This is a genomic window from Staphylococcus sp. IVB6181, from assembly GCF_025561445.1.
GTDB classification, from domain to species: Bacteria; Bacillota; Bacilli; order Staphylococcales; family Staphylococcaceae; genus Staphylococcus; species Staphylococcus simulans_B.
In genome coordinates this window covers 1177217-1196485 of the sequence record NZ_CP095096.1, presented here as the reverse complement: position 1 = coordinate 1196485, position 19269 = coordinate 1177217, and the positions used below count along the sequence as shown (strand labels likewise).

The following is a 19269-nucleotide window of genomic DNA, read 5'->3' as shown; positions in this document are numbered from 1 at the left end:
TACTAAAAATGAAAAAGCCTTGCCCCAAATGAATGGAACAAGACTCTGAAAGATTACTGTTTCGGTATTTCAAATTTATAAATATCGTCATGATAGCCGGGCAAAATGCGCTTGCAGACTTGATGGATAATAAATCCTGCAACAAACGGAATGATAAAGTAGCCGAAGACAAGGAGAATAATATTGGTAAAAGCATCCCCTTCCATTCGGTTAAAGGCATTGATCGGTCCGACCAGACCAGTATAACCGAAGCCGGCTGACATCGGTGTACCTTGTACATTGATAAAGTAAGCGACTAATCCCGCTACAATACCGTTTAATGCTAAAGGTACTGCAATGATAAGATGCTTGAAATATACAGGAATCATCATTTTCGCTGCACCGATTATCAACACTATGTTAACCCCTGCTTTATTGACTCTCAGCGAGCCCCAAATAAAGGTTACACATGCAGCAACGATACCTAAGTTAGCTGCACCGCTGCCTAATCCTGTTAATGAAATCGCAGTTGCGATAGCCACTACTGAAATCGGTGTAACCATTAACAGTGAATATGCCATTGCAATTAAGATACTCATGAGTAATGGATTCAGCTCTGTAAATGAATGAATCACAGCGCCTAATGCTTTTGTAATACCTGAGACATACGGTAATGTCGTCAAACCGATAAAACCAGCAACTACTGGTATCACAACAGGCAAAATAATCATTTCAAGAGAACCTAAGCGACCACTTAATAACAAAATTAATAGACATGCAATAATTACAACAATAATCACATTAATAATGTCGCCGATTCCTTTTAATGCTAAACCTTTAGGTGTAAACTGCAATGCACCTGAACCAATCATTGCGGCAGTACCGATCATTGCAGCTGAAGGTCCGCTGAATTTAAATTGATGTGCTGCAAGTACACCAATAATAAAAGCCATAAATGACTGTATAGCAATTACAATTTGAAAGATTAATTCTAAATACTGATTGCCCTCTTTAAAAACTTTAAGAATTTCACCCAATAATGCATTAGGCAATAATGCTACAACAACACCTGCTCCTACCGCATTTAGGATGTTGCTTAAAAATACTTTAATATTTAATTCTGACTTTGCCATAAGCTACTTGTATATCCTCCGTTCACTAAGTAATGCCTTTATTCTATTACAAAACATTCAAAGCAACAATACGCAGAATGAAACATAAGTAACAATTGGTTACAAAGCAACTTCTCATTTGTATACTAATTTTGTATAATTAATTTAATATCTAACATCAAAGGAAGTGACATCATGGATAGTAAAAAAGATTTAGCCAAAAACAATGGTAATAAAAAGTCAAAAGAACATGGTATACAAAAATACAAAGTGCATATAGGGTTATTCATTACCCTTGCGTTATTTGTATTTGTAATATGTATGCAAAGCTTAATTTATATGTAGAATCTTATAAAGATTGGATAAATGAGCAAATAGAAAAAGCAGGATTAAGAAATTAATAAAACCATTCAGGTTCCCTATCTTTTCATCAGATTTAAAAAATTATATGAAGGAGGTTGAAAGATGGAATAGGAATTAAAGGAAATGGAGTGAAAAATAATGGAAACTACCGAACAAAAGATGAATGAGTATTTTAACTGGTTAAAACAAAGCTATAAATATAGTGAGTTAGATAGTTCTGTAGAAATTACCACTCCGTTCAGAAATCATATAAACGATTATATAAGAATATATGTTGATTTCTTACCTGATGACTCAATCATATTATCAGATGATGGTTTAACTTTCAACGAACTAGAGATGTCTAATATAAACACAAACACCAAAGCTAGAAATAGAATAATCCAAAGCATATTAAATCAATTTAATTTAACTTTAAAAAAAGGCGAAATTATTGCTCATGTTAAAAATGAAGGTTTTGCTCAGTCTAAACATAATTTAATACAAGGTATACTAAAAATTTATGACCTTACTATAACATCTAGAAACAATGTTTCCTCTCTATACTATGAAGATGTATTTAACTTCTTGTATGAAGAAGAGATCGGAGGAACTGCTGAAGTCTCAGTAGCTGGTGAATCAGGTATAAAGTATTCTATCGATTACATTTTGCCAGGGACAAAATCTAAACCAGAAAAACTTATTAATTTTGCTAACAACTTAGACTTTAATAAAGTGACAAATGATGTTTATATGTATAGAGATGTAAAAACAAATAGACCTTTTAGAAATAATTTATTACCAAGAATGCTTGTTATAGCTAATGATATAGATCACCCTGTTAATGATAAAGCTCGCCAAGCTGCAGAACATGAAAATCTTTCAATTTTATATTGGTCAGACAAAGAAAAAATCATTTCATCTTTAGCAACTTAATTAATATTTTAAGGGTGCAGATTTGTCCTCTTATTATTTGTCCCTCTCCTTTTGTAGTGGCAGGATTATTTAAAAAATTAATATTGATTGTAATTCTTCGAATAATATCACATAGACAACCTTACGATTTATGAGTCTGGTTGTCTTTTCATTCTTATTTCTAAATCAACTAATACCAACGTCAAACGTTTTTTTATATTAAAGCTTCTATATCCACATTAAAGCCACTTAATCTATTTTATTTTATTATTAATGCTTTCGATTTAGGCACAATAAATTCTAAAGACAATTGTACTTTTGGTGTATCAAGAAGGCAGAGAGTTTTACCTTCCCACCATAAAAGATGAAGAACCAAAAAAAGAGTAAAACCATTGATTATCTCAATAGTTTTACTCTTAAAACTTTTATGAAGTTTGTAAGCTGATACCGCTGGCCGGGAAAATTATACTCTATAAACATTGATATATCAACATTGTTTAATAAAACGTGTCCAAAACGTGTCCAAGTGTTTAATAATAAAAAGAGGACTGCCTTAGAAGACACTCCTCTTTATATATCGATAGTATGCTCACTTTACATGTACAAAGAAGCAAAACATGTAAGACATAATTATATAGTAACATATATATATAATCAATACTACCATAGCTATTATTAAATATTTAGATGGCACCTAAAAATGCGTCACTCAATCTTGTAAAAGAAAAGCGACGCATAACAAGTAACAAATTTACTATTAGATAGGAGTTGTTAGTGATTTCATTATACTACTTTTCACTTATTTTTCAAATTTTTTAATACCCCTCTCCAATTCATGCATATTCTTGGAAATTTAAGTTAATTAGAAATTTAATTATGTTTGAAAATTGAGAAGAAAGGATATACATTTAATGTAAGTCATGTCCCAGACTTACATTATTAAAGAGCAGTGTTGTTTATAATACCTCTCTGTATGATCACTTGCTGACTGGCCCCCTTGCTCTCTCGTGTAGCAAAGGGGTCTTTAGTATGTATTAGTGTTTTAGTTGGAAACTAAGAGGTTAATTAAAAATCAAATTATTATTAATTTGTTAGGACAAACTATATATTAAAAACCTTTATACATAAAAACCACCCCGTAGGGTGGTTGTATTCTCGTTGGGATAGTTAGGAAGAAAGTAACGAAAATACATATAGATGCCTAAGATAAAGCATCCAGAAAGTAAGGGCGCAATATGCACGACATGCATACTGCAAAACAAATCATAGCACGCTTCTTTTACATAATCAATAAAAAAGAGGGCTCCCCTGCAAAGACAACCCTCAAATCATGATCACAATTTTTTAAAAATCATGGAAAACATAATATAGTATCAATTGTTGTAAGTGACATCAGCAGTCTATGTCTAAGATAACATATTTGTTTAACTGATACTACCCCAAAGTTCACCTACTCCATGATTAGGTTGTGCGACACCGTCCCATGTACGGATTGGTAGATAATATCGTTGTCCTTCCCAGTCATAGCCGATCCAAACATGACCATCTTGCAACATTACCTCATCATAATCACAATATCCACCAGGTTGGAAGTCATAAGCATGTGGGCAACTTGTGAATGGTCCAACAGTTCGTACCATAATCGGCTGATTACCGTTCGTAAATTTTGCCTTTTCTTCCATATAATAGGTACCATAACTATTACGTCTCCAAGCGCCTGCAACTGGTTTTACCGTATTGCTTGATGCGCTTGTACCTTTTACTACGGTTGCGACTGGAATCTTTCCATCCATGTATGATCTGATTTGTTTAATGAAGTAGTCTTTAAGCTTCAATTGCTTATCTTTAGGCAATAACCCCTGTGTAACTGGATTAAAGCCTGTGTGAAGCTCTGCGCTTCTGTGTGGGCAAGATGTAGATGTAAATTCATTGTGTAGTCTGATAGTATTCCTGTTTGCCGGTAGTCCCCACTTTTTCAATAATCTTGCGCATTCTTGGAAAGTGGCTTGTTCATTTTTTAAAAATGTTTTATCATCTGCTCCGATTGATTGACAAATCTCAATACCGTAATAATTCTTGTTGCCGTATTGATTAGCAGTATGCCAACCGACTTGTGATTCATCTAGTGCTTGCCAAACAGTATTTCCCGAATAACTATGTGCAATACCTTCCTCTAAGCGTGATAATGGCGCGTTGACTAAACCGTTTCTGTACGCTTGTGCAGTTGCCCCTTTACTTCCTGCATCGTTATGGATGACAATCCCTTTAGGATTATATCCACGCTTGGGTAAGTTATAACCTTTTACTACATCTTTAATAATGTTTAATTTAACCGGCTTTGCTTTCTTTTTAGAATTAGCTTTTTTAACACTTTGTGTAGGTGATTGCGCTGAACGTGTCGCTGTTGCTGTCTTGAACTTAGGACGAATGAAAAACATAGGGAAGTCATAGGCATGTTGGCGACGTGTTACCTTTTCCCAACCCCAACCAGGTTGTTCGATACCGTCAGTCCATCCACCGCCAAGCCAGTTTTGCTCTAATACGATAATATAGTCTAAAGTCGCTTCAATCACCCAAGCTACATGACCGTATCCCGCACGATAGTTGCTTCCAAATACAACTAGATCACCAGGTTGCGCTAAGAAATCAGGCGTGTTTTGATATACTGTCGCTTCATTAGTGAAATCATTAGCGTTTGGAATGTCTTTTGCTCCGATTCCTTTTAGAAGGTGGCCGAATAACACTTTCCAACCTGCATTAGCATAATCGAAGCATTGAAAACCATACCAAAGGTCCTCGTTATATTGCTTCCCCACAGAATTATTAAGCCACTTTATAAATTCCTCTTTAGTCAGTGTTACTGTGATTTGAACCACCTCCATGTTCATATTGATTCACATCAAATCCGATTTCGTCACTATCATCAACAAACGGTTTTGACGTGTCATATTGTTCTGGTTGGAACTGTTGCACTTCAGGCACATGTGCTTGATTCTGCCACTGAACCATTTCATCTGCATTATTACTATCTCTAGGTTTTGTATATGTCTGTACAATACCGCTGTCTTTAATACCTTTCGTCGTCGGGTCTGTAAGAACACCTAAGCCAGCTAACAATGTAAGAATTGCGCCAATAACTCCGCTGACTTGTTCTAATTGTGTTGATAAGTCTAATCCAAATAACTCAGTCATTTGTTTCACAAATAATAAAACAGCACCGACTAATCCAGTCAGCACTGCCTTGTTTTTAAATCTTAATTTCATATTTATTTTCATTTTCATTTGCTCCTCTCTATATTCTGTGTTAAATTGAATATAGAAAAAGGGCTCACATATAGTGAGTCCCCCTGCAAGCCCGTTAAAAAGACGGTGACCTTATTTATATGATTATTTAATAATAACCATCAAACTCGCCAAAGTTAGTGATGGTTATTTTTTATTGCTTAATTCAATAAGCTTGATTACAAGACCAATTAATGCAATAAGGAATAAACCAAATTGCAACATGGTACTTATTGTAATCATTAGGCGTCTCCTTTCTAAAGATTTCGTTGATACGCTCATACGCATCACCTCACTTTGTACTAAGATAGCCACCATCTATCCAACTTGCTTGCTTTTTCTATTGTAACACATTCATTAATAATTAGACGTTTTAAAAAAAGACTTGCGCAAATCCGAATGCCGCAACGATAACCGCAACTACGCCGGATATAATTGCGACACCTATCTGTGTGTTGCCTTTTTGCTTTTCAGAAATGACGCTTTGGACATTATGCAAGGTGTCATCATGTGATTTGACTTTATATTTAATATCAATCACTTCATCTCCTAAAATCTCCTAAACGTTCCATTGTTCCACTCAGCTTTTCTAAATGCTTCTCAGAACGCTCTTGTGATTCGAAGGAGCGCTCTTGTAAGGATATTTGCCGATTGACCGTCTTTTCTAATGTGTTAATTGCTTCTGTATGCTTACGGTCATTATCATTGATACGTTCGTATATCTTATTCTTAGCAGCTTCGAATTCATGTTTTGCCAGATATTCACTTGCGTTTGTCATTGAGCATCATGCCTCCGATAAACGCCATACCGCCGCTTTTGGCAGTCAATACCGCAAATTGCGCCCATGTCAACCAGTTAATCGCATTGTATATACTTGCGCTTGCCATTAAAAAATAAATAATCGACGCACCGATACCGCCGACAATTAAAAATATTTGGCATGTGTTCGTCAAACGATACCTCGGTATCAACCATGCTGCCGCGAATAGAATTATTGCGACAATCATTAACAATAACCCCCATATCCAGATGGACATCACATCATTCAAAGCTGAATAAAATGCTGAATCTGCAATCACTTCATCATCTTCTACAAACCAAAATAATCCTCTCATAAATGTAAAAATTGCATAGCCTGCAATCATTACAAAAGCGAGTGATTCGCCTAAGTCTGTTCTTTTCATTGTTTCACCTGCTTTCTATAGATAAAAAAGACCAGATAAAACCGGCCTTAATATTATTGCAATGTTTCTGCATCTGGTGGATTAACATATTGACGATCAATTACTTCATGAACAATACGGATTTCATAGTTATCACCTGTTAATGTGTATAATCCATTCAAAGCGGCTGCGATTTTTTGCGCCTTATCTGTATTCTCGAATGCTTGTGCTTGAGCAGGGTCTTGCACAGGTGTGTAGCCTCCGCCATAAGGGTTTCGCATAACTACACGTTCTGTATTAGTATCCAAGTTCACTTGTACTAAAATAGTTCTTTCTTGTTTGTTTACGATTTCATTTGCCATGATATATTCCTCCTAAAATTTTGTATAAAAATAGCGGTAAAGGACTCTCACCTCTACCGCAAGTTATTCTGCTTCTTTTGTATTTTCTTGCTCTGCTTGTTCTCTAAGCAACGCTTTTAATTTTGCGTTTTCCATTGTCAATTCTACATTCTTGCTCATCAATTTATCAATCACGTAATTCGGATTGACTTGTACACCTTGTTGATTATTTTCCATTTATTTGTTCCTCCAATTTTTCATTTAATTGTTGAATAGCGCGCATACAATACGCAATCATTTCATAAGTTTTAACACCATCACCGTCAATAAAATCATCAGGTGTTGCATAATCCTCGCCAATGACAAAACCATGACGTTTTTTCTCGTCAGCTAAATCATTTTTGTAGTTGTATTGATAAAGTTGTGCATTTGATATAGACGTAAGTGCATCATCATTCCATTCTTTTATATCGCGTTTATATTCTTCTAATGACCCTGGTAAGTATTCTTTTGCACGCACACTTTGGTACGCAGGCTTACCTCCGTTGTATCCATTTACATCAGTAAAACAGAATGTTTTGTTAGGCATAATGCCAAAGAATACATCATTATCGCTATGGTTGGTAAATGCTAAAGAAGAATGTGTTTTAATGCCGGCTGCACGCACTGGAAGATACGTTGTATTACCGTTATTGTACCCCGTTGTACTTGTCGCACGTATCTCACCGCCTGCACTATCAGCCATGATATATAAATGCGTGAGCCTTGTCTTTTAGTCGCCATAAAAGTTTCGCGCACTAAACGATCCGGTGCTCGCATTGCCTGCATTATCTGTTGCATATATCATCGGTTCGTACTCTCCGGTTGTTTGTCTTTTATATCCTTTCTTTCTGAAACGAATACCTGAACCTGCTAATCCATCAGGATTAGAAACTTCACCGTAAATAAAATAACCATCAGTCTCTTCCGGCTTATCTGCTTCTACAACCTTATAACTAAATTCATTATAACCGGGTCTCGTTAAATTATAAGGTCTAACATAAATACCGGCATCGGCTGTTTCAATATTAGTCGTTTGTTTTGAACGAATATAAACACGATTTTCTTGAGATTGCAGATATACCATGCCGTAATACGAATGCAGCCTTACACCTTCTGTATTATCTGTAGGACTTAAAAAGTGAAACTCTAATGTTCCGCTTGTCCCTTTTAAGTTACCAGCCATTGTAGTTGATAGACCTTTTTCAGTTAAATACAAGTTTCTCGCAGATGTTTCATTTTGCATAATAAGGTGTCCATCATAAATCCCTAATTTACAGTAAGGTCGATCTGTGACATCTCCCCATGTTCGATCAAAGAAACCGCGCGATAATAATTTGGTATTTTGAATATCCAAATAGGTTGTACCATCTCCGCCTCGAATGCCAACTTTATTTGCATCAATAGCAATACCCTCATTCGATACATTAATGCTGTTAATAACTTCATGTTTACCAACTTTGTTATTAATAGCATTAGTCATGACTTTAAAGTCTTCATTAACTGTAATATCTACATGATCACCTTTCAGCATAATCCCCTCAGGGCCGACTGTACTTGATGTGATGTTGCCATTTTCATCATAAGACAGTGTAAGGCCGGTTGTTGTATTGACAGTTAAATCAGATATTACAGACGATAACGTCTTGCGTGTCTGATTAAATTCGTCTTTGGTAGCACGTAAGTTAATATCTGTTCCATTTTGGTTTATCTGCGTTTGCATAGTTGTTAAAGTCTGGTCTGTTTGTGCTTTTTTATCGTCCGTGTACTTATTAGCGCTTGCTAAGGTTGCCCCGTCTTGCGTCTGTGCGTATTGCTGCGCTAAGTTTTGCGCCTCGGTTGCTTTTGTTTCGGCGTGTGTTTTTGCCTCTGTGAGCTTGTTCTGTGCGTCTGTGATTGCGCGTTGTTCCTCTGCTGTCACTTTGCCGTCTGCGTACGCTTGCGCCTCGGTCTTGCGTAGGGCGTCCTGTGCGTCTGCGTACGCTTTAGCGGCGTTGGTTGCGTCTGTTTGTGCCTTTGTTATCTGTGCTTGCGTGTCCTCGGGTGCTGGCGTCCAATCATTTGCCGTGTTACTTTTTTCTAGTTGTGAATTTGTGTAAGTTAACTTTGCGCCTGCTGTTTGTGTACGTAAAATTATCGGTAAGTTATCAATATCTTGCATGATTTTGAAAGTAAATGCTATCCGTTTATATTGATTGGCTGCGACTGAAATAAATTTGTTCTTGGCTGTGCTTTGATATTGTTCAATCGCTGCACTGTTAATAGATAATTCTACGGTAGTATCTACTGCCGGTTTAACATCTAATGAAAATGTGTAGTAAACATTTTTTTCTAATGGTTGTGATGTCAATTTTTTATTTGTGTATTTGAAAAAGTAGTAACTCGATATGATTTTGTCTGCGTCCGGTGTAATCGTCCAGCTTTTGTCTGCGTTTTGCACCGGCGTTCCTAATCCAACATTATTAGGTGAAAACACTGCGTTTAAGCTATCTAGTAACAAGTTACGTCCGCCGACTTGGATATTATTAACGGCTGTATTAATCTGATTGGTTGTCGCTGTCTTGTTGTCGTTGAATTGCGTTAAAGTTACACGGTCATTGATTGCATTAGATAACTGCGTGCGTTGTGTGTCGGCTGTGTTTAAGCGTGTCACGATATTGTCGACATCTGCGGTGTATTGCGTATTTGATACCTTGCTGTCGATTTTGTCCGATTGAATTTGTAACTGTGCTGTGTTGTCGTTGACCTTTGTTTCTAAAGGTTTGATGTTGTTGTCGTACAATGTTGTTACTTCCGACTTGTCCGCCTTTAATAAAATGTTATCTTGCAGCTGCTTAATGTCAGTGCTTTGTGTTGTTTGTGTCGACTTAATCGGCAGCAGTTTTCCGTCTATGTCTTGTTGTGCAAGGAATAAAACTTCTGAGTCCCTGTCTGCTGCGTACCTTTTCGCCTCCTCAAGTTTAGCGGTAGCGTCTGCGATTGCTCGTTCTTCCTCGGCTGTAACGATTCCGTCCGCATAAGCCTGTGTTTCTGTTTTCCTTAATGCGTCTTGCGCGTCAGCGTAAGCCTTGGCGGCTGCTGTTGCGTCTGTCTGTGCTTTGATGATTTGAGAATTAATGTCTTCGGGCGCTAGTGTATAGTCTGTCGGGATTGTGCCTTTTTCTAGTTTCAAATTAGAAATTCTTATCGTGTCGCTTTCTCTCGGGTTCGTACTTAAAGTACCGTCCGGCGTTTTTAAGTTTGAATAGGCTATTAATCCCCATTCGCCCGGCGTTGCCGTAAACGTTTGCGATACATGATACTTATCGCCAACTGTTCCGGTTACTCTTGCGGCTGATACATTGATGAGTGTTTTTGTTGTCGTACGGTCATAAATACGTAATGAATAGTCTAATGCATAAGGCTTAAGTGATGATACATTTAGAACCTCAACATCAAAAGTCAAAGTATATTGTTTTCCACTTTCAAGTAATGGCGAAAATATTGACGGTTGGTAGATTGTTACGCCCCAACCAATAAAAGTAAATGATTTTGTATCAGTAATTACTGTTGATATATTGCTCGAACCATAATATGACCTTAGTAAGTTCCTACCGCCAACCTGTAAATTATCAACCTTGGTGTTAACGGCTGTAATGTTGCTGCTTAACTCGTTTTTTGTTTGTGTTATCTTGCTGTCGATTGTGCTGTTTAACAAGTTGTTTAGCTTTGTAACCTCGCCGTCTGTGTATGCCTTGATTGCTGCGGTCATTTCGTCGTTGTTTGGAATATCTGCGATTAACTGGTTGGTATCACTATTCCATGTGCCGCCTATGCTGTTTGCTACTTTTGTCATTGCCTCGTTGTACTTTTCATCTGTATATTGCGATTGTAGCAATTTGAAATATTTATCTATTGCGATCTTCGCATTTTCTAATGAAGTATAAAGCGCCTGCAATAATTCACGATACTGTAAAAATAGCGATTGTGTATCAACCAATTTGCCAATCGTCGCGGTTTCCGGCGTCATGCTGTCAAGATTCGACTTAATGGCATTATATACAGCTACCGTATCATTAAGTTTAGCCTGCACATCTTGTTCTAATACGTTATCAGTTAAATATTCACTATTTATTACTTCGTATACTTCACTTAATAATTTTGAGTGTTGGATACACAAATTAATAAACGTATTGTTTAACTCGCTGTGCAATGCTTTTTCACGTGTGATCCCGCCGATTTGTTCGACGTTTTCAACAGTAGATTCTAACCACTCACCATTCCAATATCTACGCAATACCGCGACTTCCAGATTGCTGGTATCATACCAAAGCATATCATTGACAAGATTAGGAGGAGGTGTAGAAGATTTTATGATTTTCTTTTCAAAGTATTCAAGATTACCTGCTTGTGTCTGTTCAATAATTGTATTAATATTACTTACTTTATCATTCAGCTTTTGTTGAATGTCGCGTAATCTTTGCTCGAACGCTTTCTTGAGTTCGGATTCTGCATATTCCTTATACTCCCCAAAACTGTACTCGGAATCTCCAGAAATCAAATCGTAATCTTCACCGATTACTTCTGCTTCCAGATATAAACTAGGTACAAAATCTTCATTTTTAATTCTGATTTTATCACCTAAACGAATCACTTCATGTGGGTAATAGCGTTTAATATCTGCTGCTTTAACTTCATAACTGATAGCAGCTGCTTTGCGCTTATTTAATTCAGTAGTTGCTAAAGTACGCAAACGTGATTCAGTCATATTTTCATCTTCAGTTTCAGGTGAATAAATCCCCCACAAGTACCGTCCTGGAAGACTGTATCGATTATTTGCTTCATCATCTTTGACAGTCAACGTGATACCTGGTGTCCCATCTTCCTTTTGTGGTCCGCTGGCAAGCAATGCAGTTTTAATTTCAGTCATATCTACTGTACGCTTCATTTCTAGCAAATCTTTACCATACACAATTTCTTTGCCTTTGAATAAAGGAGCGCGCGTCTTTAATACAACATATCTTCCTTCTACACGATTACGCCCGACTTCCACATAAAAATCAGGAATCATTTTATACGTCGTGCATAACTGCATCAATACTTCATAACGTGTTTGAAAACTTGTCCAAGAAGTAGAACGTGTGCCGCCGTATTCAGTTCTATCCGAAACTTGCCAACCTGTATCTTTTAATACATCTCTCAATGCTTGTGATGTGGTCATACTAGGTAATTTACCTGGACTGTAAGGTTTGCTTTTAGAAATATCTTCTAAATAACTGGCGCTGGTTTCTACCTCGGTATAGCCGTCGATATCTTGTGAGATATGTTCAATAATGAACTCACGATACTGTTCATTCGAATCTTGTATAATGATTCTGTTTCTGTCTTGCAAATGTTCAGCGCGCTCAGACAATATTGTAAAATCAAACGTTTCAGATCGTTCATTTATATTTTTATGGTGCACCGCACTGATAACTGCATTATCGTTTTGAGCTATAAAATCAATAATCTTACCTTGATAATCCAAAACATGAATCATATCAAACCCTCCCTTCTCTAGTAGTATCTATCTTGCCATTTAACTGTTGTATCGAAAGTCTTTTCAGGATAAATCATCAACTCTGTATGACCCGAATCAATATTAAAGAAATTACTGCCAAAGCTTTTTTCAGTTAAAAATGATTCTTCATTTACCATTACAAGATTGCTCCGCGTATCGATAAGGATGTTGTCTCCTTCTTTGATAATCATATCGTTAGCATCTTGTGGTTTTGGCAGTATTTCATGGTTAAAAGTTCCAGCGATAAAAACAGGAAACGTTTTGTCTGTCCCATGCTTACCTTCATACACGCTCACGCTGGATACAGGTCGTTTATAAAAGTTTCCTCGATCTGTAAAGACTTGGCGGTGTTCATCAAAGATTACGCGTTGTTTCTGATCTGTATACTTCCAACTTCTCAATGTAAATTCGTTGCCTACACGCTTGATTTGAACATAGATAACAAAATCATTCATTCTTTGTACTTTCGGCGAATTAGCATACTCATATACTTTACGTTGATTACCGCTTTGGTCGAATAATGTGATAATCACACGTCCTATATTTTGTGTTGGGCTTGGGTTCACGTAACCTAAACTTGCAATGACACGATTATCTGTATCATAGATGTATTGTGCTGCACGGACTGCACCCTTGTTTTTCTGTCCTATAATAAAGCGTACGCTTGAACGAAAATCTTGTGCAGACTTAGTATAACTGCGCTTATACATACCGCCAATCCAGCCTTTTCCTTCAACACTTTCGGGTTCTAAATAAACACTGTCCTTAGTTTCAGACTGTTTGAAGTAACCGCCGACTCCGCCTCCTGTATAATTGTCTGTAAAATCAATCGTAGACTGTTTGCTCCAGTCCACCATTGTCGTAATTTCAGATGAATAAATCGAAGGAAGATAGTTTTTGTAGACCTTGTTAACGTTATCGTCACCTATCATAAAATAATCCTCATCGCCTTTAGCTACCATAAAATAACTCGCTGGTTTTAATGCACGTGCTTCTATGACTACGGGTGTGTCAGCAGTACCGCTATTCACAATAGATACTTGGTCTGATATTGCAGTGTTTTTATTACCTTTTACAGCGTACTTGTACGGGTCAGTTAAAACTACTTTTAAATTAACCACATTGATTTGATTTTCAGTTTTGTTAAATAACTCGATCGGTCCTTCAAAAAACGCATTCCAATACCATGATTTTGATTTGAATTGAAGTTTAACCTCTTTATCGTAATTCAAGAACTTGACGAGTTCATTCAATATATCATCGTGCGATTTAAAGCCATTATGCGATAAATAGTCATTGTGGATAATCAATGGTAATTCAAACGCATACTGTTTCAATTCTCTTCCTTGGTATACTGAACCACTTCGCCCAGGTACTTCTTCCGTTTTCACTTCAAAATTAAAAGAGGGTATTTTAAACCCTCTTTCAACAAATAGCCACGGAAGTGTTTTGTCATTAACTATAATTGTATCGTTCATTAAGTAAATACACCTCCTGCATTAAATCTTTGTTTACGTGAAATGTTGCGTTCACGTTTGTCTTGATGTCTATTATGCATACGTTCCATCGATGACTCGTCAACGATTAATTCTTTCGCAGCGATTTCCATTAACACCTTCATTTGTGCTTGTTGTTGGTTAATTTGCGCTTGTTGGTTTTCAATCATTTTAAGCAATAGTGCTGTGTTATCCGAACCACCACGATTCACATTCGGTAATTGTCCAGGACGTTTATTACCTGATTGTTTGCCACGATTGATGTCTTGTGCCGCAAGCGCTAACAACTTCATAGCGTCACTACGTCGGTTAGGGTCTGTAGGAATGACCCACTCTGGATAGCCGTTTTCAGCTAAATTGTACCATCCTGAATTTTTAATCAATCCGCCAGTAGCATATGCATAATCACCAGCACGTTTGAAAGCTGCACGCCAAGAGCCCATACGCGGCACCCATTTACCTACAATATAGCGCATTGCTGAAATAGCTTGATGCGTCGGATTTAATGGGTTGCCATAGCCTGATTTGGCATATGCTCTGAATGACGGATCTATCATTTGGAACATACCGCGCGAAGGTGTACCGTTACGTGCGTTGATATCCCAATTATTGACAGCATTTGCGGTGTAATTGGATTCACGGCTGGCAACACGCATCATTTCATTTGTAATAAAACCTGATTTGTAACGACCACCTAAGATATTTTGAGCGGCCTTAATTGCTCTGCGGGCATTAGCTGCACCGCTGCCACCGGGTGCTTTTTTGCCACCGCCGGTTTTGTCATTTTTCTTCAGCCAACTTGTCGGCTCGATTGAGTAGCGGTTGGCTTCTCCGCCCTGATTGACTTGGAAATGTAAGTGTCGGTAGTTCGTCATAGAACCTGTGTTACCAGACTTACCTACAAGCTGACCTGCTTTAACTTGTTCTCCTGTTTTTTTAAGCTGCTTGCTAAGGTGCATGAACCATAAGAATGTTTTGCCTTTTGAAACAGTGATAGCATTACCGCCGCCGTAGCTGTCGTACCAACTTCTGACACGACCAGCCATCGGTGTACGCACAGGCGTACCAACAGGCATGTCATAATCGACACCGTGATGGACTCCGCCATTAAATGGATAATTTGGGTTGGGTGGATATGGCGGAGCAGAATATTTTTGTAGGATTCCATAACCTTCAAACACCGAACCGTCGCCCGCTTGTGCTTCAAATCCATTAGTTATCCAATCAATTGCGCCTTTTTTAATCTTCTTCCACGCAGCACGCGTAATATCTCCGACAACACCCATACCTTTTGTAAGGGAGTTGAAGTCGACGCCCATCATGGAAAGCACTTTGTTAAGTAATTTTCCTGGATTGTCCATGTAGTCCATAACGTCTCCGATTTTGTCGGATAGCCAATTAGCGCTATTACCGACGGCTTTACCGGCACCTTTAAGCTTATCACCGACCCAGTCTTTGGCATTGCCGAACCACGTACCTATACTCAATCTCGGCAATGTACCTGTGCTAAAGCGAGGTGACATACCTGCACCTTCAGCTTCTTCGTATTTTTGTCGCATTCCGCCACTTATGACACGTGATCCTCTAGGTAAAAATGTAGTAGTGTCTTTCGCAGGTGTTAACGCAGTACGTCCGTTTGGATATTGAATTAATTCACGTCTACCATCAATACCTCTTCCATTACCTGGGCCTTTATCTCCAACGACTGCCATCGTACCTTGTTTTAGTCGACCATCTGAAGTAGTAGTGATGTGGCGATTAACTCTTTGTGTACCAGTTGATAATTTAGGTATTTTAGGCAAGCTCAACTTAGAACCTACCCAATTTAAACCGTCAATTAATCCATTTAAACCTTTCTTAATGGCGCTAACCATGCCGCCGATATGATCTTTTATTTTACCAATGATATTAGCTAATCCATCACGCATATTTGTAAAGGTCTTCTTAACAGAACTCCATAACGCACTAGCAATACCGGTTACAGATTTCTTTATTCCTTGCCAGATACCTGTTACTTTTCTCTTAACATTATTAGTTATATCACGAGTACCGTTGTATAAATTATTAAAAGTCTTCTTGACTGATGCCCATAACTGTGAGGCGTATCTAGTTACTGTGTTCTTGATATTTCTCCAAGTATCTGATAACCATCTGCGTAAGCGACTAAAAATATTACGAACACCTTTAGATAAAACATTAAATGTATTACGTACGCCGGCCCATAAGCTTTTAGCGTATTTTACAACTGTGTTCTTAATATTTGACCATGTTTTGACGATAAAACTTTTTACAGCAGTAAATATTTTGTTCACAGTATTTTTTAATGCGGTAAAGTAACGTTTAACTCCGTTATAAATAAATTTAACCGCTCCAACGACGGCATTTTTTATACCATTCCATATATACTTAATGAATTTTGCGACAGCACCGAATATCGTTTTAGTGATACTTAATATCCGTTTGAAAATCGTGCTGATAATAGACCAAATAAACTTCAGAACTGTACTTATTACACTTCTGATATGTTTAAAAGCAGAACTTATAACACCTTTGAAGAGTCCGCTGAATATCTTAACAACTTTAAGTATTTTGCCGATAAACCAAAGTTGGATAAGGTTCCATATAAGCGTTAATGCACCACTGAATACTTGTTTAACACCATTCCAAACTTGTTTCCATTTGCCAGTAAATAGTCCGCTGAATATCTTAACAATACCTAAAATGATATTCAAAGCTCCATTGATAATATTTTTAATATTATTCCAAGTATCAACGACTAATGTCTTGATTAGGGGCCATAAAAACTTCATTACATTCCATATAATCCCCATTGCTATTTTGATAATTGGAACTATAACATTCATAAATATCGTTTGAACAAGACCGCCCAACTCTTGTAAAATAGGCCATAAAAAGTTCTTAATCTCTATAAAAACAGTCGATATGACACTCCAAATATTCGCTAATGCCTGGATGATAGTATCTCCATTTTCTTTCCAAAAATCAGATAACTTCTTACCTATTTCTTGTATATATGACCAAATACCGTTAAAAGCGTCTATAAATACTTGTCTAATTTGCATTAAAGTAACGGTCACTTTTCTAGCAGTTTCTTTAGGCATAATTTTGGATAATAAATCCACTGTTGGTAATGTTTTACCAGATAATAAACTTCCTAAAGCATTAAATATTTGGTTAGCAACATCCCACATCTTTTTTAGGCCATTCATTACTGGATCTATTACAGAGTGAACTATATTTCTGAATGTTTCAGATTTTTTATAAGCAATTACAAATGCTGTACCGATTGCTACTATTGCTGCAATTGCTAAACCTACTGGACCAAGCATGAATTTAAAAGCTCCACCTACTAAAGTTAAACCTTTAGCAGCAAACGGCGCTTTGGTTCCCAAGAAATTCATTACGCCACCAGCTTTAGCTATGCCTGTCATCACAGGACCTAAAGTAGTCATAATGCTACCTATTGCAGATGTAAACATCCCTGTAACAAGAATAGCTGGTCCTAATGCTGCAGCAAATAAACCAACACTTACTATTGCAGTCTTAACCCAACTAGGAGAATCTGACAACTTTTTCGCTAAGTTACCTAAAGTTTCTGCCGCTCTTTTAATGTGAGGTGCTAACACATCTCCGATACTTATAGCTAAAGATTCTAAAGCGGATTTCATTTTACGGATTGAACCACCAATTCCGCCTTCCATTTCATCCGACATTCGTTTAGCTGCACCTGTTGAGTTATCAATAGACTTAGTCAACTTTTTGTAGTCCTCATCTGAAGCATTAATAACAGCCAATGCACCACTCATTGCTTCTTTACCAAAGATAGTTGCAGCTGCGCTTGCTTGTTGGTCTTTTGACAATCCTTTAAACTTGCCACGTAACTGATCCATAACATCACGCATTGGTAGCATGTTGCCACTACTATCAGTAATGGATATACCTAACTCATCCATTTTCTTTTTCATGTCGCCTGTGGGCTTTGATAAGTTAGTAAACATGGTACGTAATGCAGTGCCGGCTTTTTCACCTTTAATCCCAGCGTTGGACATTAACTCAATAGCTATGGATGTATCTTCCACAGTATATCCCAACGCACCTGCAACTGGAGCAGCATATTTGAACGCTTCACCTAAACCACGTACATCGGTATTAGCTTTAGAACTTGTCTGTGCTAATACATCTGCAAATCGTCCACTATCTTTAGCTTTCATACCAAATGCTGTTAATGAGTCAGTAACGATATCGCTCACTTGTCCTAAATCTTCCCCAGAGGCAGCAGCTAATTGCATAACACCATCGATACCGCCTAACATATCTTTAGTATCCCAACCTGCAAGCGCCATGTAGTTCAAAGCTTCTGCTGATTCAGATGCACTAAACTTTGTTTTAGCTCCCATTTCAAGCGCTTTATCACGTAGTTGTTGGAATTCACTACCTGTAGCACCTGATGTAGCTTTTACTTTACGCATAGAGTCGTCAAAGTCTATACTCTTTTTAACCGCTGCACCAAACCCTGCAATTATCGGTGCGCTGACATACATACTCATACTACGTCCTACAGATTGCATTTTACTGCCAATTTCTTGCAGACGTGGTCCCAACTCACTGAATTTGCTGCCGATTTTTCCCATGGTTGTATTTAACACTTGTTGTTGACGCTCTAAGACTTCCATTTCGGCTGTTGCTTCATTAAGTTCACGTTCGTATTTATTTAATTCTGCATAGGCTTCGTTGTATTTAGCGGCAGCAGCCTGTGTTTTAGCACTATTTTCTCCTGTTTCTCTTGATAATTGATCATAATTGTTTTTTAACTCTTTAACTTTTTGAGCCTGGATTTGTTGACGCTTGGTTAACCCATCAACTTTCACTTTTGACTTTTCAAGTGATTGATCATAACGCCCAAACTTTGAAAGGTTAGCACTCATTTCTCTTGAAACCATGCGCATTTGTCGATTCAAACCAGTAATACCACGGTTAAATCCCGACCCGTCTAAATCAACTTTTATGACCATATTACCTATAGGATTTGCCATTTAGTT

The 19269-nt window shown here is 37.4% G+C and carries 15 protein-coding genes; 2 read left to right on the top strand and 13 right to left on the bottom strand.

The genetic code is table 11. The annotated features are described in order from the left end of the window. Positions 1–53 precede the first annotated feature (53 nt). Positions 54–1112, bottom strand: a complete 1059-nt coding sequence (locus MUA90_RS05840) for a PTS sugar transporter subunit IIC (protein ID WP_262588656.1) — start codon at positions 1110–1112, stop codon at positions 54–56. 174 nt (positions 1113–1286) lie between these two features. Between MUA90_RS05840 and MUA90_RS05835 the strand changes: the two genes are divergently transcribed. Together MUA90_RS05835 and MUA90_RS05830 are read left to right on the top strand one after the other, a co-directional pair. Then, the gene (locus MUA90_RS05835; RefSeq protein ID WP_262588655.1) at positions 1287–1436 is read left to right on the top strand and encodes a hypothetical protein; all 150 of its coding nucleotides are present in this window, start codon (positions 1287–1289) and stop codon (positions 1434–1436) included. 156 nt (positions 1437–1592) lie between these two features. Further along, positions 1593–2369: a DUF1828 domain-containing protein gene (locus MUA90_RS05830; RefSeq protein WP_262588654.1), complete on the top strand. Its 777-nt coding sequence runs from the start codon at positions 1593–1595 to the stop codon at positions 2367–2369. A 1403-nt stretch (positions 2370–3772) separates the two neighbouring features. Here the strand turns inward: MUA90_RS05830 and MUA90_RS05825 are convergent. The 12 genes from MUA90_RS05825 to MUA90_RS05775 form a co-directional block, all read right to left on the bottom strand. After that, positions 3773–5215 (bottom strand): SH3 domain-containing protein, encoded by a 1443-nt coding sequence (locus MUA90_RS05825; protein WP_262588810.1) that lies wholly within the window; start codon positions 5213–5215, stop codon positions 3773–3775. Continuing rightward, the gene (locus tag MUA90_RS05820; RefSeq protein WP_262588653.1) at positions 5196–5624 is read right to left on the bottom strand and encodes a phage holin; all 429 of its coding nucleotides are present in this window, start codon (positions 5622–5624) and stop codon (positions 5196–5198) included. The genes MUA90_RS05825 and MUA90_RS05820 overlap by 20 nt, the downstream gene beginning before the upstream one ends. A 153-nt stretch (positions 5625–5777) precedes the next feature. After that, a complete protein-coding gene (gene pepG1, locus MUA90_RS05815) occupies positions 5778–5912 on the bottom strand; it encodes a type I toxin-antitoxin system toxin PepG1 (protein ID WP_316959809.1) in 135 nt (44 codons plus the stop codon). Between the two features lie 91 nt (positions 5913–6003). Further along, positions 6004–6171, bottom strand: coding sequence for a hypothetical protein (locus tag MUA90_RS14075; protein ID WP_398577372.1), 168 nt, complete (start codon positions 6169–6171; stop codon positions 6004–6006). 1 nt (position 6172) lies between these two features. Continuing rightward, the gene (locus MUA90_RS14070) at positions 6173–6409 is read right to left on the bottom strand and encodes a hypothetical protein (RefSeq protein ID WP_398577371.1); all 237 of its coding nucleotides are present in this window, start codon (positions 6407–6409) and stop codon (positions 6173–6175) included. Then, a complete protein-coding gene (locus tag MUA90_RS05805; RefSeq protein ID WP_262588652.1) occupies positions 6393–6815 on the bottom strand; it encodes an NfeD family protein in 423 nt (140 codons plus the stop codon). The genes MUA90_RS14070 and MUA90_RS05805 overlap by 17 nt, the downstream gene beginning before the upstream one ends. A gap of 53 nt (positions 6816–6868) precedes the next feature. Continuing rightward, on the bottom strand, positions 6869–7156 hold the full coding sequence (locus MUA90_RS05800) for a hypothetical protein (RefSeq protein WP_262588651.1): 288 nt from the start codon (positions 7154–7156) through the stop codon (positions 6869–6871). A gap of 63 nt (positions 7157–7219) precedes the next feature. Next, complete coding sequence (locus tag MUA90_RS05795; protein WP_262588650.1) at positions 7220–7372, bottom strand: hypothetical protein; 153 nt, start codon at positions 7370–7372, stop codon at positions 7220–7222. Further along, on the bottom strand, positions 7362–7880 hold the full coding sequence (locus MUA90_RS05790; protein WP_262588649.1) for a tail fiber domain-containing protein: 519 nt from the start codon (positions 7878–7880) through the stop codon (positions 7362–7364). Before MUA90_RS05790 ends, MUA90_RS05795 begins: the two co-directional genes overlap by 11 nt. Positions 7881–7907: 27 nt before the next feature. Then, positions 7908–12692, bottom strand: a complete 4785-nt coding sequence (locus MUA90_RS05785) for a phage tail spike protein (RefSeq protein WP_262588648.1) — start codon at positions 12690–12692, stop codon at positions 7908–7910. Between the two features lie 17 nt (positions 12693–12709). Further along, positions 12710–14191: a phage tail family protein gene (locus tag MUA90_RS05780; protein WP_262588647.1), complete on the bottom strand. Its 1482-nt coding sequence runs from the start codon at positions 14189–14191 to the stop codon at positions 12710–12712. Beyond that, the gene (locus MUA90_RS05775) at positions 14191–19263 is read right to left on the bottom strand and encodes a phage tail tape measure protein (protein ID WP_262588646.1); all 5073 of its coding nucleotides are present in this window, start codon (positions 19261–19263) and stop codon (positions 14191–14193) included. The genes MUA90_RS05780 and MUA90_RS05775 overlap by 1 nt, the downstream gene beginning before the upstream one ends. Between the last annotated feature and the right edge of the window lie 6 nt (positions 19264–19269).

Excerpts from the sequence above, each read along its gene's own strand:
- MUA90_RS05830 (WP_262588654.1), top strand. The coding sequence starts at position 1,593 with ATGGAAACTACCGAACAAAAGATGAATGAGTATTTTAACTGGTTAAAA.
- MUA90_RS05820 (WP_262588653.1), bottom strand. The coding sequence starts at position 5,624 with ATGAAAATAAATATGAAATTAAGATTTAAAAACAAGGCAGTGCTGACT.
- MUA90_RS05805 (WP_262588652.1), bottom strand. The coding sequence starts at position 6,815 with ATGAAAAGAACAGACTTAGGCGAATCACTCGCTTTTGTAATGATTGCA.
- MUA90_RS05790 (WP_262588649.1), bottom strand. The coding sequence starts at position 7,880 with ATGGCTGATAGTGCAGGCGGTGAGATACGTGCGACAAGTACAACGGGG.
- MUA90_RS05835 (WP_262588655.1), top strand. The coding sequence starts at position 1,287 with ATGGATAGTAAAAAAGATTTAGCCAAAAACAATGGTAATAAAAAGTCA.
- pepG1 (WP_316959809.1), bottom strand. The coding sequence starts at position 5,912 with ATGAGCGTATCAACGAAATCTTTAGAAAGGAGACGCCTAATGATTACA.
- MUA90_RS05800 (WP_262588651.1), bottom strand. The coding sequence starts at position 7,156 with ATGGCAAATGAAATCGTAAACAAACAAGAAAGAACTATTTTAGTACAA.
- MUA90_RS14070 (WP_398577371.1), bottom strand. The coding sequence starts at position 6,409 with ATGACAAACGCAAGTGAATATCTGGCAAAACATGAATTCGAAGCTGCT.
- MUA90_RS05785 (WP_262588648.1), bottom strand. The coding sequence starts at position 12,692 with ATGATTCATGTTTTGGATTATCAAGGTAAGATTATTGATTTTATAGCT.
- MUA90_RS05795 (WP_262588650.1), bottom strand. The coding sequence starts at position 7,372 with ATGGAAAATAATCAACAAGGTGTACAAGTCAATCCGAATTACGTGATT.
- MUA90_RS05780 (WP_262588647.1), bottom strand. The coding sequence starts at position 14,191 with ATGAACGATACAATTATAGTTAATGACAAAACACTTCCGTGGCTATTT.
- MUA90_RS05775 (WP_262588646.1), bottom strand. The coding sequence starts at position 19,263 with ATGGCAAATCCTATAGGTAATATGGTCATAAAAGTTGATTTAGACGGG.
- MUA90_RS05840 (WP_262588656.1), bottom strand. The coding sequence starts at position 1,112 with ATGGCAAAGTCAGAATTAAATATTAAAGTATTTTTAAGCAACATCCTA.